Here is a 15,236-nt window from a genome sequence, read left to right on the forward strand (position 1 = left end):
CCATTTGGTGCGGTCAATTACTAGATATAGTATTTCTTTCTCTTCAAAGTATGTCTCTAACCACACTTCAATTAATGGTAGCCATATCTTCTTAATTGTCAATTTTGGTAACGATAAAAATCTTTTAACTTTTCTCCGTCTGCTTTCAAATTTTATTGGGATTGGTAGGGCATTTGCTAAACTCTCCAGGTTCACCTGTTTGATTGATTGCAGAATTTGGAGCAGGATATTTAGTAACAGGTATTCTGAACGGTTTAGTTGACTTTTGAGATGGCTTTGATAGAATGTCGGTATCATTTTCAATAGATTGGTCTTGTTGAGAATATAAGACCTATCTTTTTTTACCATACACCTTCACATTCTTTACTCTGTCTCTTTTTCAGCTCGGGGGGAACACGTAGATTATTTACCCAATGTATTTAGTACAGTTGGTGATGAAGATGGGGGTTCTGGTTCACTTTCTACCTTTGCTCAATATAGCCCAATTTATCGCATTATTTCCCAAGGTGCGGGTGTGGGGTTGAATTATGAATTGAGTCCTGCAATTAACTTGAGTTTAGGTTATTTAGCGCCAAATGCTAGTAGTCCAGAAAATTTAAGTCCTGATAGTAGCAATGGTACAACGGCTGGAGGTTTATTTAATGGCCGTTATTCAGCATTAGCACAATTAACTATCCAACCAACCAAAAATTTAGCTTTCGGTCTAACTTATGTTAATGCTTACACCGCTGGCACACCCACCTTTCTCAATGATGTGGGAACAATTTCCGCAAATTCGCCAAGTTTAATTGCGGATAATTCCCGAAGAAGCATCAATGCTTACGGTGTAGCAGGATTATGGCGAGTTTATCCCAAATTCGCTATTAATGGTTGGTTTATGTATACCAATCAACAAGGCCAATCCGCTGGGGAAGATAATGAAAGTGCAGATGTTTACAGTTATGCGATCGCTCTAGCTTTTCCAGATTTGGGTAAAGATGGTAATTTAGGAGGTATTATCGTCGGTGTTCCTCCCTATGCTACTCGTTCCGGTGTCGTTCCCTTATATAGACCATTTTTAGGTGGTGCAACGGATGTGATCAGCACTATACCTAATCGCGCTACACCAGTGCATATAGAAGGCTTCTACAAATATCGACTCAACGATAATATTTCCATTACACCGGGTGTAATTTGGTTAATAGCTCCTAACCAAAGCAATGATAACCCTGATGTCGTCATAGGTACAATTCGCACTACTTTTACTTTTTAATTCACCTGTCTAAGCTGTTGTGGATTTGACAAAATAGTGCGTTATGGCTCATACCATAACGCACTCTGGAATAGTTGGGACTTTTCAATTTAGTAATAGAAATTAAGCTTGCTTATTTCTCATTTGACGTAAAGAACCACTGCCAATTGCAGCTACTCCTAGAATGCCTAAAATAGAAGTAGGTTCGGGGACGGACTTAGGTTCTGGTGGTAGTCCTACTAATTCTCCAACTGTAGAACGAGTGCGGAAGATGGTGTAGTTTTTGTTGGCAGAAGTTCCTCTAGCTTTGCTATCAGCCGTAGTAACATTGAGAAATTCGGCTGTTGAATTAATTCCTGGAATCTGTCCCCAAGGGTTGTTCTTTGTAAGATCAACTTTATTTGCATCTTTACCCCATGATTTTCTGTCTGTGCTAAAACCACCTTGAATTTCTCCAGCCAATTCTGCTAACCCTGGAACATTACCCTCAAATCTTTCTCCACTCTGAGTAGAAAGATAACCTGCATCACGAATAGGTTCATTACGAGTAATGGGGTTTGAGTTTTTGGAAATTATGTAATCCCAATCTGGTGCTTTACTCAAGAGATTCTTACCATTGTCAAATTGAAATTGACCAATCCAAGATTCATCAACACTTTGATCATCCCAGACAACCACATACAGATAATCTGTAGACTTCAAATTAAAGTTCCAAGTTTCTGCATTAGACCAGTTATAAGTACCTTGACTACCAAATCTGCCTAATTCGTTGCGACCAACAAAATTTAAGACACTACCGTCATTGTTTCCATAGAAAAGTCCATAGTGATTATCTGCTGTCAGAGTTGCAGTTACAGATGCAGCTAGGGCATGACCTGCGCTCATCAAACTCAGACCAATGGAAGCCAGTGTACCTGCAAATATTGTCTTGAATGAAAAGGACATATAAGTATGTATGAGGTGAGTTTTCAAATGTCAGTATGGCATTTTGAAAAGGAATTGAGAATCAGTAAAATACGGTTTTTGATGAAAATTACAATAATATTCTGTCTTTTTGTTTGAATTATTTTCATATAATTTCTATCCCGCCAAAGCCTTGTATTATAGTTATTTCAGCCATTAGTTCGTAATTATCCTTAAGAGAAAATACCTTTTTTATTAGATGTAAAGTAATTATATTTAGAAATCAATTTCATATTTAATCAATAACACAGAAAAAACTCTATTTATTAAATCAATTGTCGGCATTAAATACGTAAATACTAGGAAAATTTTTATAACCCTATTAATACTTTGCTTTAAATTAAGAGCAATAACACGCATTTCAGGGAAATTTTGGGCACTGTTAACACTAGAGATGTGTCAATTGACAGAAGTTGTGATTGCAATCAATGAACATGGATTAAATGGTCGATTATTGGAAACGCCTAAAAATGCAGCATATTTACTTAGGTAAGAAGATGTCATAGCCATACTTGCACAGTTGTCCTAATAGTTGAACCTTGTTTGCACTGCTCATAATACTGATCATGCCTTTAGTCCTTTACTTAGGTAGTAACTGATAGAGAAAAATATGAGCTACAGCTTTTAAACTCTGTATACGCAAAAAAGTACCTGCATATTTATACGGTGAGGCACAATGTGCAGGCCTGTGGAAATCACTTCCTCTATCTCATCATCAAGGTTACTATTTGCTTCACTTCAGGGACTCGCAAATCAAAAATATCCTTTGGAATAGCTATATTACCTGCTTATTGAACGAAATGAATCTTTGCATAGTTATTGAGTTAGAGTCTAGTTATTTTTTCATATTAATAGTGATATCACTTAAGTTTTATCCAATTTCTCCATTAGCGTAAAAATACGGTGATTTAGTGAATGATTATCCAAAGAAATTGATGGATTAAATTATTGATGAAGTTGCTATAGAAGACTAGATAAATGGAATTTACTGCTGTATAAACGGTATTAGTAATCAAAAGATCAGAATTTTTATTGAAGCTAATAAACAAGAATCAACACTATATGTCAGCAGCATCTACTCATAAACTAACAGCTTATTTAACTGTCGGGCTTTCTTCCGTAGCCGTAGTCATGGCAGCACAAACACCTCAAGCCTATGCTGCCACTTTAAGTTTTTCAGCAACAGGCACTAATACTGATACAACTAATGCTTTAGGAGCATCAGTAATATTTGATGATTCCATTAGCGGAAAGTTGAAAATAACCCTCAGAAATACAGGGACTGGAGCATCAGCACCTTCCGATGTGCTGACAGGAATATTTTGGGACATCACTAACAATCCAAAATTAAGTTTAGACAGTGCTAGAGCCGCTAGTTTATTTGATAATTCAAAGATCATTACCCCCTCTCAACCCATTGATCTCACACAAGTATCAGGCAGTAATAAGAAAGAATGGATAAAAGAATGGGGATTTGCATCCACTACATCTAGCAGTGGACTAGGAGGTTCTGTTAATCAAAGATACGGTCTAGGTACAGCTGGCTTTGGTATCGACCCTGGATTCGGTTTATCTGGTGGACAACAGATGAATTACGGTATTATTAGTGGCTACGCTAATAAAGCCAATTCACAAATCACTGGTGGTACTTTTGTCAAAGATTATGCAGAGTTCATTTTATCGGGTTGGAGAACTGGGTTCAATTTAAGTCAGATTACAAATATTCGTTTCCAATACGGTACTGCACTCAGTGAACCTAGCATCAAACCTGCAACACCCACACCGACTCCAACCCCGACTCCAACCCCAACTCCAACCCCAACTCCAACTCCAACCCCAACCCCAACCCCAACCCCAACACCGACTCCAACCCCAACTCCAACCCCAACCCCAACCCCAACACCGACTCCAACCCCAACCCCAACACCGACTCCAACCCCAACACCTACTTCACAACCACCTTATTACACACCAACTCCCCAACCTAAAAAAGTTACTGAACCTAACTCTATGGCAGCTTTTGGCTTATTGACTTTAGGGGCATTAAGACTAATGAAAAAGAAAAACTTCCTGAAAGACTAAATCAATAACATTGGTTGCCAGAGAATTGAAATATTGCATCAATTCCCAAATATGCCTGAGAATAATTCAATTCTCAGGCAATTTGGTTGGTTAGTTTTGCCGTAATTATTTTCTAGAAAAGTAGGTGACTGGTGAGAAGTTGCTAAATCTCTAAATGTCTACTAACAATAACTATAGGCAGTTTAAATTTCACTCAAATGTAACCCTTGTAGGGTTTGTGGGGTATGAACTGAGTCAAGTTGTGAAGCTAAAAAATGGAAATATAGAGTTAGCCAATCCAGACCGGGAACAAACAGCATAGAACTAATTTTGTTGATATTTCATGTAGTGTTAGAAATATCAGACTGGATTGACTTAAGTGAAGGAGTAAGTTTACTAATTTAGTTGTCTGGTCTAACTCGATTGAGTTGAGAAAGATAATATTGTGTAACTAACGTTGGTTGTTCTGATTGCATCAGTGATCGCACTACTGCTACTCTGGGTGCACCTGCATCAATTACCGCATTAATATTACTGGTATCAATGCCACCAATGGCAAACCAAGGAATAGAACAATTTTTCGCGGCATAGCTAACATACTCTAAACCTGCTGCGGCTTTACCTACTTTGGTCGGAGTTTCATAAACTGGCCCCACACCAATATAATCGGCACCCTCAGCAATGGCAGCTTGCATTTCTTCTGCATTGGTGGTGGAACGCCCAATCACCCGCTGTGGGCCTAGTATTTGTCTAGCCACGGCAATAGGCATATCATTTTGACCTAAATGTACCCCATCGGCATCTACCGCCAAAGCTAAATCAACTCGATCGTTGACGATGAACAACGCGCCATAATTTTGGCATAACTGCCGTAATTTTTGAGCTTGTTCTAGACGCACTTGATCATCAGCATTTTTTTCTCGATACTGTACAAGAGTTAATCCGCCTTTGAGTACAGCTTCCACCATGTGGTATAAATTTTCCACTGGGGCTGTAACTAAATATAAACGCGATCGCCACAGGAGTTGATGACGTTGATAACCCATCAAATTACTTTCTAATGTATAAACCTGATAGCGCATCAGCTTAAAAGCCTTACCCATATTGGGGTGATAAAGCTTGCCATACTCCTCTAACACCCTTAAGGCTTCTTGCACACGGCAAAAGTTAGCTTGCAACAAAGAAGAAACATTTGCTCGCTGTTCTTCTTGGGGGTGCGTTAAATCGGTGCCAGTATCGCCAGCCGTATCTCGTGCTGCGCGAATTTCCGCTGTATGCCACTGTGCGATTTCCTGACGGAGGCGCTTGCATTCTCCAGCGAAATGGGGGTTATTCAAGCCAAACCGACACCACTCTTCAATAATCCGCAAGCCTTCACGAGTGCGATCTAAATTAGCATCTAAAATCCGGTGAATAACGTGCTGCATTTGCTGTTTTTGGCTATTTGGCTCGACCATTACAACAACCCCGTTGTTAGTCTTTTCATCGTAACAGCCAGCCTGTTTCATATTGACATCATTAAATAATCACTAACTACTTTGGAATAACCATAATCAATTGGTCAAGATATGATTCATCTTATCGACATTTTTTATTCATAGAGTATAAAGAAGTATTGTAGATTTACTTTTTACAGAATTGGTATAAAACTAATGCCTCCTCATGAATGTGTTAAGTACCCTGTAACAAATCTCTATCCGCAAAATGTTTTTTCTCCTTTGGTGGGATTGACCTTGGGCGTAGGCATAATTAGTACCGCCTGTTTTGACGCTCACTTCAGTATTGCCTTAGCTCAGTTCCCCACAGTAACACAGACCAACCAGAGTGAAAAGACTTCATCTCGGATGACGGTGTTATTTGTCAATCCCCTGAGAGGAGATGATCAAGTCGGTGATGGGAGCGAAATTAGCCCTTGGAGGACTATAACTCAAGCTTTGCAAATAGCTCCACCCAACAGTGTTATTATGCTTGCTCCAGGTACATACAGTGTACAAAACGGTGAGAAATTTCCACTGATACTCAAGTCGGGAGTGGCGATTCAAGGTAACAATAGTAACCAAGGTAGAGACATTAAAATTGTCGGTGGTGGTGAATTTCTCAGCCGCAGTTTTGGCGGTCAAAATGTAGCAATTGTTGGTGCTAACCAAGCGAGTTTAACTGGTGTGACGGTGACGAACACTAACCCTCGTGGTTATGGTGTGTGGATTGAATCTAGTAATACTGTGATTCGGGAAAATACCTTTACTGGTAGTACCCAAGATGGGGTAGCTGTAACCGGTAATGCAATTCCCAGTATTCATAAAAATTATTTTTATCGTAATGGTGCCAATGGCATGACCATTTCTGGCAATTCACGTCCAGAAGTCAGGGAAAATCTGTTTCAACAAACTGGGTTTGGTGTCAATATTGCTCAAAATGCGGCCCCAGTTTTGGTTGCTAATCAAATTCAAAATAACCGGGCTGGGATTTTAGTTCAAGCTAATGCTCGGCCTATCTTGCGGAATAATGTGATTCAGGGAAGTAAGGAAGATGGTTTAGTGGTGATTGCTCAAGCTTTACCTGATTTGGGAAGTCCTTCAGACCCTGGCAGAAATGTATTTAATCGTAATGGTCGCTATGATATCAATGCAAGAACTGCCAAGCAAGCGATCGCTGTACCGGGTAATAGTCTCAATCGCAATCGCATTGCTGGGAGGGTTGATTTTAGTGGCACCACAGCACCTGTAGCCCGGAATCTTCCCCCTAGTTCTTTACGCAGTAATTCAGCTTTAAATATATCCCCTCGCAATAATTCCTTTAGTAATAATTCTCCCCGTGCCAATTCTGTGCAAATGCCAGAAGTTGCCGTTGGTGGTGAAATTGTTTTTTCTGCTCCTACCGTACCGAAAACTGGTAGACAGCCAACCAGATTAGTGAATAACAGAATTAGTAATCCTCGACAATTGCCACCAGTACCCAATAATGCACAAGCTGTTCCTGCCAGGACTAATTTACAAACCATAGCGGCATCAGAACCACAACAAACGCCTCAATTAAACTACGTCAACATTGAGCCAGGAGTAATTGAGTTTACTGCTCCTCAAGTCTCAGCTACGAGAAACACTCCTACTAGAAACTTACAACCAATATCTACACTGAGACCCCACAGTAATGACCGTCCTGGTGTTCGTTATCGGGTGTTGGTGTTAGTAGAAAATAATCAACAAAGAGACTTATTACGGTCTTTAAATCCGGGGGCATTTTCCACCGTTTGGCAAGGCCGTCAAGTCATGCAAGCGGGAGTTTTTAGTAATCAATATAATGCTGATGAAATATCCAGGCAACTTAATAGTCAGGGTTTAAAAGCAATTATTGAGCAATTAAATTAATAAATTAGGGGTTGGTGATGGAGATTATTTTCCATTACCATTTGCACCAGAAGTAGCATAAACAGGTTCGGGTAAAGTTGCTGTCATCGCTTTGAGTTTAGAGGTAAAGGACTCAGAGCGATCGCTCATTTCTGGGGTAAATTGTCCAATGGGAGGATTATGGGCTGATGTTGGTGGTGTAGTTTGGGTGATTGGGGGAGAAATAGCTACTCTCGCCATTGGTATAGGTGGGGGAGTCACATTTTTAACTACTGGGGAAGTACCTCCATTGACTGTTCTGGCCCCTGCACCCACTAAAACAGGTTTTTCTGCCTCTGTTTGTGAGGGGGTGGAGTTAAATACTTTTTTCTCTATTACCGGGGGTAATTGCTCATTTCTAGCTGGTTCTAGCTGAGGTTTAGGTTGGGCTGGAGGTAAAAGAGGTGCTGAGAGCATTGTCAGTCGTTCGGGAAACTTGCTGCAAATCATCCGCTCAAAGTCGAGGTTGAAATGATAACTGACCTGTCCCCGTCGATGCCAAAAGTTTAATATTTGTTGAACTGATACTGCTTTATAACGACCTTGATACAAAGCTTCTATCACACCTAAGTGTAACCAATCAGCAGGGAATTCCCTCTGCCAACGGTCAACTAATTGACTGGCAGTGTACCCACTCAGGTCAAAACTATAGTGAATTAATAAATTTTCTGCTAGTTCAGCAGAAGGGTTTGGGGCTTTTTTTAACATGGGATGAAAATTCCTATTATTAGGTATAAAGAATCACCCATCAGCTTACAAAGATGTTGTTTTCGTTACATGAGTGCTGCGCTCGCAGGCAACGAAATTGTGCGTCAGTGTTTCCCATTCTACTTGTCAATTGCTGATATGCAAAACTATGTATGGTGAATTAATTGGTGGTGTGCGGCCAATAGCTACTAATGCTTGATAAACCATTGCAGCTACTTCCGCCCTTGTAGCTTCTCTGGTGGGTGCGAGTAATTTGGGGTCAGGGTAGTTAACGACGATTTTCTGTTCTGTGGCAGTAGCGATCGCTGTTTTAGCGTATTCAGGAATAGTTTTGCTATCGCTGTAAACTGATAAAACATCTTTATCAGTGGCTGGTAGTGTCAAACCATTAACGAGAGACACCATTACCTGTAATCGTTGCACATTTTGTTGAGGACGGAAGGTGCGATCGCTAAAACCACCTACAAATCCCCCACTAGCAGCAGTTTGAATCGCACTAGCAGCCCAAAAATCCTTACTCACATCAATGAATTCTGGTGCAGGTCGTTTAGGGGTGGGGTTAAAAGCTGCGGTTACTAAAGCTGCGTATTGACCCCTAGTCATGGGTTGGTCTGGTCGATAACTACCATCGGCAAAACCTTGGCTGAAGTTCATACTCACCAAGGCCCGAATAAATGGTTCTGCCCAATGTCCTTGTAAGTCTGTGAAAGAAGGAATATCTATAGCTGGTTTAACAATGTAGGGAGAAGCAATGGCATCAACTTTGCCCATGGTCACCAAGGCTTGATAAATAATTGCTGCCACTTCAGCGCGAGTAATTTCCCGTAATGGTTCCAACTCCTCTAGGTGGGGATAATTCACCACCAACAGTTTTTGTGTAGCTACAGCGACGATATTAGTAGCATAACTGGGAATTTGGGCGCGATCGCTATACACACTCAAAACATTGGGATTACCACCAGTTAGATTTAACCCATTCACCATGGAAACTAAAGCTTGTACCTTGGTTAAATTTTGACCAGGGCGAAATGTGCCATCAGGAAAGCCAGTTAAAAAACCAGATTCTGCTGCACTAGCAATGGCAGAAGCCGCCCAAAAATCAGGACGAACATCGACAAATTGATTGAGTTTTTGACTAGGAGAAAGTTGAAATGTTTTGGCAATTAAAGCTGCATATTGAGCGCGGGTAATTGGTGTGGCTGGTTGAAAAGTACCATCAGGAAAACCAGTAATTAAACCCTTATTCACCAAAGCTTCCACAAAAGTCGCCGACCAATGGCCATCCATATCAGAAAAACTGCTATTAATTGCCACTTGGCTAGGAGTTTCTGCCGTCGCTGCCATAAATTCTACTAATCCCTTGACCTGGGTAGGATTTAATTGATTACCAACAGAAACTAAAGCTTGGGAAGTCAAATTTTGTAAGTCAAATTCTCCTTGGTCACGAAAAATATTATCAGCCGGGTCTTGGGCTAGGCCTAAATCAGGTAAAGCTTGCCCATTCACCAACAAACCACCTTGAGTATTACCCACAATTAAATTCCGACGCAATACTGGTTTCGCTTGGCGAGAAAGAGCGATCGCGGTGCCATTGGTTGATAATTTGTTATTAGCTACTAAAGGTGCAGCAGAGTCACTAATAGCGATGCCTAAAGAATTATTTTGAAATACATTGCGTAGCACTTCTCCTTTGCTATTTCTCGCCATAACTAGACCACTGGCAGTATTTTGGACAAACAAATTATCAACAATGGCAGGTTTAGCGTTACCACTAATAAATACTCCTTCCCTGCCACAGTTACTAAATGTATTGTTAGCCAGAGTAGGCACAGCCGACTCAACCCATACACCAGTACCTTTGGTAGCAGAATTGGTAATAGTCACTCCCAACAGACTAGCATCATCCTCTAAAACCAGGGTGATGTTCTGCACCCCAAAGGTAGGACTCTCATATTCACCACTACCGGAAATAATTATTTCCTTTCCCTTGTTGGACTCATTACCCACTAACAGCACTCCACCAGGGATAATTAACGGAAATACCTCTCCACTAGTCTTGCTGTAAAGACCCGGTGCTAGCTGAATAATTCTGGTTGTGGTAATTTCTTTCAGAGCGCGAGTAATAGTTTTAAAAGGACTTAACCGAGAACCAGCATTTTTATCATTCCCGGTCATGGGGTTGACATACATTGTGGCGACAAGAGTAGAGTTGACCATTGATGATGAAATTTGATTGTTTAAATGAAGACAAGCATAGTTAGTTAACAATAACTTGTAACCGATTTTTAATCAGTGGTCAGTAGGGAGGAGGGAATAGGGACAGGGAACAGGTGACAGGGAACAGGTGACAGGGAACAGGGAACAGGGAACAGGTGACAGTATTTATTTCTCCTCTTCTTTTGCGTCCCTTGCCTTGTCCCCCTAGTCTTAAAATCCCCTGCTAAGATTGTTTGGGTATTCTATAACAGGCGATCGCTTCCAGACAGAATGATTGAAGTTGAACATCTGAGTAAAATATACGGTTCTACTCCAGCGATTACTGATGTGACTTTTAGTGTGGACCAAGGGGAAATTTTGGGGTTGTTGGGGCCTAATGGTGCAGGAAAAACCACCACCATGAGGATTTTAACTGGCTATCTCCCGGCTACCAGTGGCACTGCCAAAATCGCTGGTTATGATGTCCATGAAGATTCTTTGGCTGTGAGGCAACGAATTGGTTATTTACCAGAAACACCGCCTTTATATCCAGAGATGACCGTAGAGGGCTATTTACATTTTGTGGCCCGGATTAAGGGAGTACCAGCAGGGGATCGCCCTCAGAAGGTACAAGCAGCGATGGCACGCTGTAGTCTACAAGACAAGCACCGTGTGATTATTCGTAAGTTATCTAAGGGCTATCGGCAAAGAGTGGGAATTGCCCAAGCGATCGTTCATGACCCCCCAGCGATTATTCTGGATGAACCAACTGTAGGGCTTGATCCCCGGCAAATCATTGAAGTCCGCAATTTAATTAAAAGTCTGGCGGGAACACACACAATAATTCTTTCTACCCACATTCTCCCAGAAGTAAGTATGACCTGTAGCCGTGTTGCCATTATTAATCGCGGTAAGGTTGTCGCTACCAATACACCAGAAAATCTCATGACCCAGTTAACTGGTGGTTCTGGTTATGAATTAGAAATCAACGGGGAAGCACCTTTAGCAAAACAGGTTCTACAAAATGTACCAGGGGTGATTTTAGTGGAATCCCTACCTACCAGTCATCTCCACCCCCACCCCCATCATGCTTATTTACGGGTAATTTCCCAACCAGGAAAAGAACCAGGAAAAGATATTGCCGCTGCCTTAATTAAAGCTGGATTTGGTTTATACGAAATGCGTCGAGTTAGCGCTACCCTAGAAGACGTGTTTTTGCAACTGACCACAGAAGAAAAAAATTTGCCCCTAGAGGTAGACTCAGGTACTACAGAAGGAGAGGCTGCATAGATGGGAATCGTCCTGGCTAATATTATTGCCATTTATCGTCGTGAACTACAGAGTTATTTTGTTTCCCCTTTAGCCTATGGTATCGCCGCTGTCTTTTGGTTTTTGGCTGGGTTGTTCTTTGTGATGATTTTGCTAGGCCCAGACGGAATTTTAGTGACAGTTGCTAGCTACGATTTACAAGGGCAACAACTAGGTGTGCCAGTCCCACCGTTTGACGTTCCCTATGAATTTATCAGGGCATTTTTAGACAGATTGGGGTGGTTACTTTTGTTTGTACTGCCAGTTCTATCTATGGGACTTTATGCAGAAGAACGGAAGCGGGGAACCTTAGAACTTTTAGCCACATCACCAATTACCAATTGGGCTGTAGCCGTCGGTAAATTATTAGGGGTGTTAACCTTTTTTGTCACCATGCTTGTACCCTTGGTAGGATTAGAAGCGATCGCTCTGAGTGGGGCAAATCCTCCCATGTCACCTGTGATTCCCTTATTGGGTCACATCGGCTTAATCTTACTAGCAGCAGCAATATTATCCTTGGGGATGTTCATTTCCTCCCTCACAGACAGCACCATTCTTTCTGCTGTCCTCACCTTTGGACTAATTATTCTCCTCCTCTTCCTGGATTTACTCGCTAAAATTATCCCTGGCCCCATTGGTGAAGCCATCAGTCATTTATCCCTACTCAAACACTACAATACCCTTCTCCAAGGCATTTTTGATACCAGCGCCTTAATCTTATTTGCCACTTACATCCTGTTGGGCATCTTCCTCACAGCCCAATCAATTGATGCACTGCGTTTTCAGCGGCAGTAGGAACTGTTTCTTTCCATCCTATGATCACGTAATCAAGACCAATGCCCATGCCCAATGTCCCATAATGACCAATGACTAAAAAATCTAAAAAACAACTTTGGAAACTGATATTTTTATTAGGCCCCTTCCTGTTGATTGCCGGATTAACAGCAGGATTAATATCAGAAACTTGGGGTGCAATCCCATTAGCATTGATGATTATCGGTCTTGTCATCACTGGGATATGGTTAGTATGGCAAAGCCAAACCAATAGATGGTGGAAACAACGTTCTACCCAAGCAGGTACTAATGCCCTCGTTGCCACCTTAGCTGTATTCGTGATTTTAGGCTTGATTAACTTTTTAGGTACTCGCTACCACCTACGCTTAGATTTAACAGAAAACCAATTATTTACCCTTGCCCCTCAGTCTCAAGAATTAGTACGTAACCTGCCTCAAAATGTGAAAGTCTGGTTATTTACTAAAAATCAAAATCCCCAAGACCGAGATTTACTAGATAATTTCCGCCGACAAAATAACAAGTTTCAATTTGAATATATAGATCCCCAAGCTAGACCAGGGCTAGCAGATAAATTTGGTTTTCAAGATGATGGGGAAGTTTATTTAGAATTTGGTGATAAAAAAGAATTAGTACAAACAGTTAATGAAAATGAACGGTTATCAGAAGTTAGATTAACTAACCGTCTGCAAAAAGTTCTGAGTGGCAAAATCGCTAAAATTTATTTTGTCCAAGGCCATGGTGAACATCCCATTACACCCGCTAAAGGGGCAATTTCCCAAGCAATTCAGGCGTTAACTGACAAGAATTTTACCACTTCTGCCCTGAACTTGGCAGAACAGCCAAAAGTTCCAGAAGATGCTTCTGCTGTAGTTGTAGCAGGGCCCCAACAAGAATTATTTGCTAGTGAAGTTAAAGCCTTGCAAGACTATCTCAAAGGTGGTGGTAATGTACTGCTAATGATTAATCCTAATACCGACCCCAAAATTGACAGTTTGCTGCAAGAATGGGGCGTGCGTTTAGATAATCGGTTAGCAATTGATACCTCTGGTGAAAGTGTTCAACTAGGCCCGGCTGCACCTTTAGTTACAGAATATGGACAACATCCCATTACTAAAAAATTTGGGAATGGTTTCTCATTTTATCCCCTCTCTCGACCATTAGAAATTACGCCTGTACCTGGTGTAGAATCTACTCCTTTACTCAAAACTAAACCCTATCCCAGCAGTTGGGCAGAAAGTGACCAAAAAAGCGAAAAATTAGAGTTTAACGAAGGTAAAGACCTAAAAGGGCCTCTCACTTTGGGTGTGGCTTTAACGAGAAAGTTAACAGACCAAACAACCCCAACAACGTCTCCCAGTCCTACAACTACATCAAGTCCCTCACCTTCTCCAACCACTGCACCAACCCCAACAACGTCTCCCAGTCCTACAGCTACATCAAGTCCCTTACCTTCTCCATCCCCTAGTCCAACCACTGCACCAACCCCAACAACATCACCCAGTCCTACAGCTACATCAAGTCCCTTACCTTCTCCAACCACTGCACCAACCCCAACAACATCACCAAGTCCATTAGCTTCACCAACTCCTACCACCTCCCCAACCACTGCTAATAATCCAGAAAATACTAAAGAATCTCGATTAGTAGTATTTGGCAATTCTGAGTTTGCTAGAGATGGTTTATTTGAACAGCAATTAAATGGCGATGTATTTCTCAACTCAGTAGCTTGGGTCAGTCAACAGGATCAGCAAACTCTGTCTATTCGTCCCAAACAACCTAACAATCGACGTATTACTTTATCTAGTCTACAAGCCAATTTGTTAACCTTACTGTCCTTGTTGCTTTTACCTTTAATTGGGTTAGCAACTGGGGCTATTATTTGGTGGAAACGCCGTTAAAGGAAAGAAAATACCTCACAAGTAAAACTAACAACTGACCAATAATGAAATTTCCACGCACGACTTTAGTTTTGGTACTGATGGCGCTGGGTTTAAGTGGTTTTGTTTATTTTCATGAAATTAAAAATTCTGCCCAGCGTGAAGCAGTTAGTGAGCAAAAAAAGCAAGTTTTATCTTTGCAAATAGATGATATTCAATCTTTAATTATCAAAACTAACAACTCAAATCTGGAGTTGGAGAGGAAAAATACTGACGCAAAACCCCAATGGTCTATTAAGTCTCCTGTATCTGAACCAGCTAATGATGCTATTGTTTCTTATTTACTAGATTTATTAGCTAAAGGTAAAACTGAGAGGATTTTATCAGTTCCACCTAATCAACTAGCAGAATTTGGCTTAGACCAACCCCAAGCGACGATAGATATTAAACTCAAGAATCAGCAAAGTCATCAAATCATTTTGGGGAGGGCAGATTTTACAGGCAATCTTGTATATGCTCAAGTTGATCCTGCTACACAAGTCAATGGTAATATCAATGTGTTGTTGGTATCTAAAGATTTTGGTAATGCAGTAAATCGAGATTTATCAGAATGGAAAAACCTGGAAAATAATCTGAATCTATCTCCTACACCTTTACCAAGTCCAACTTCTCTACCCACTCCAACGGATATCAAAAAATCTCCATAAGTCT

The 15,236-nt window shown here is 41.0% G+C and carries 11 protein-coding genes and 1 pseudogene; 7 read left to right on the forward strand and 5 right to left on the reverse strand.

Going from position 1 to position 15,236, the window contains the following annotated elements; all coding sequences use genetic code 11:
* Positions 1-297 (reverse strand): annotated as a pseudogene (locus tag H6G73_RS24280) (IS4 family transposase); the annotation flags it as partial.
* A 61-nt stretch (positions 298-358) separates the two neighbouring features.
* Between H6G73_RS24280 and H6G73_RS16050 the strand changes: the two are divergent.
* A complete protein-coding gene (locus tag H6G73_RS16050; RefSeq protein WP_313948295.1) occupies positions 359-1,252 on the forward strand; it encodes an iron uptake porin in 894 nt (297 codons plus the stop codon).
* A gap of 102 nt (positions 1,253-1,354) precedes the next feature.
* On the opposite strand, the gene H6G73_RS16055 is transcribed toward H6G73_RS16050, so the two are convergent.
* Positions 1,355-2,176, reverse strand: coding sequence for a PEP-CTERM sorting domain-containing protein (locus tag H6G73_RS16055; protein WP_190606229.1), 822 nt, complete (start codon positions 2,174-2,176; stop codon positions 1,355-1,357).
* Positions 2,177-3,256: 1,080 nt separating this feature from the next.
* Here H6G73_RS16055 and H6G73_RS16060 point away from each other — a divergent pair.
* Entirely contained in the window at positions 3,257-4,276 is a 1,020-nt protein-coding gene (locus H6G73_RS16060; RefSeq protein WP_190606231.1) for an XDD4 family exosortase-dependent surface protein, read from the forward strand.
* A gap of 380 nt (positions 4,277-4,656) precedes the next feature.
* On the opposite strand, the gene H6G73_RS16065 is transcribed toward H6G73_RS16060, so the two are convergent.
* On the reverse strand, positions 4,657-5,763 hold the full coding sequence (locus tag H6G73_RS16065; protein WP_190606233.1) for a thiamine phosphate synthase: 1,107 nt from the start codon (positions 5,761-5,763) through the stop codon (positions 4,657-4,659).
* Between the two features lie 144 nt (positions 5,764-5,907).
* Here H6G73_RS16065 and H6G73_RS16070 point away from each other — a divergent pair, with 144 nt between their 5' ends.
* Positions 5,908-7,623, forward strand: coding sequence for a DUF1565 domain-containing protein (locus H6G73_RS16070; protein ID WP_190606235.1), 1,716 nt, complete (start codon positions 5,908-5,910; stop codon positions 7,621-7,623).
* A gap of 24 nt (positions 7,624-7,647) precedes the next feature.
* Here H6G73_RS16070 and H6G73_RS16075 read toward each other — a convergent pair whose 3' ends face one another.
* Positions 7,648-8,349, reverse strand: coding sequence for a hypothetical protein (locus tag H6G73_RS16075; RefSeq protein WP_190606237.1), 702 nt, complete (start codon positions 8,347-8,349; stop codon positions 7,648-7,650).
* 126 nt (positions 8,350-8,475) lie between these two features.
* Positions 8,476-10,566, reverse strand: a complete 2,091-nt coding sequence (locus H6G73_RS16080; protein ID WP_190606239.1) for an S-layer homology domain-containing protein — start codon at positions 10,564-10,566, stop codon at positions 8,476-8,478.
* A 270-nt stretch (positions 10,567-10,836) separates the two neighbouring features.
* Here H6G73_RS16080 and H6G73_RS16085 point away from each other — a divergent pair, with 270 nt between their 5' ends.
* The 4 genes from H6G73_RS16085 to H6G73_RS16100 all read left to right on the forward strand — a co-directional run bounded on the left by H6G73_RS16085 (position 10,837) and on the right by H6G73_RS16100 (position 15,232).
* Positions 10,837-11,835, forward strand: a complete 999-nt coding sequence (locus H6G73_RS16085) for an ABC transporter ATP-binding protein (RefSeq protein ID WP_190606241.1) — start codon at positions 10,837-10,839, stop codon at positions 11,833-11,835.
* Positions 11,836-12,648 carry an ABC transporter permease gene (locus tag H6G73_RS16090; protein ID WP_190606242.1) on the forward strand — a complete coding sequence of 271 codons (813 nt, stop codon included), beginning with the start codon at positions 11,836-11,838 and terminating at the stop codon, positions 12,646-12,648.
* Positions 12,649-12,719: 71 nt separating this feature from the next.
* Positions 12,720-14,546 (forward strand): GldG family protein, encoded by a 1,827-nt coding sequence (locus tag H6G73_RS16095; RefSeq protein WP_190606244.1) that lies wholly within the window; start codon positions 12,720-12,722, stop codon positions 14,544-14,546.
* Positions 14,547-14,590: 44 nt separating this feature from the next.
* On the forward strand, positions 14,591-15,232 hold the full coding sequence (locus tag H6G73_RS16100) for a DUF4340 domain-containing protein (RefSeq protein WP_190606246.1): 642 nt from the start codon (positions 14,591-14,593) through the stop codon (positions 15,230-15,232).
* Positions 15,233-15,236 lie beyond the last annotated feature (4 nt).

The sequence above is a fragment of the Richelia sinica FACHB-800 genome, assembly GCF_014698825.1.
Lineage (GTDB): Bacteria > Cyanobacteriota > Cyanobacteriia > Cyanobacteriales > Nostocaceae > FACHB-800.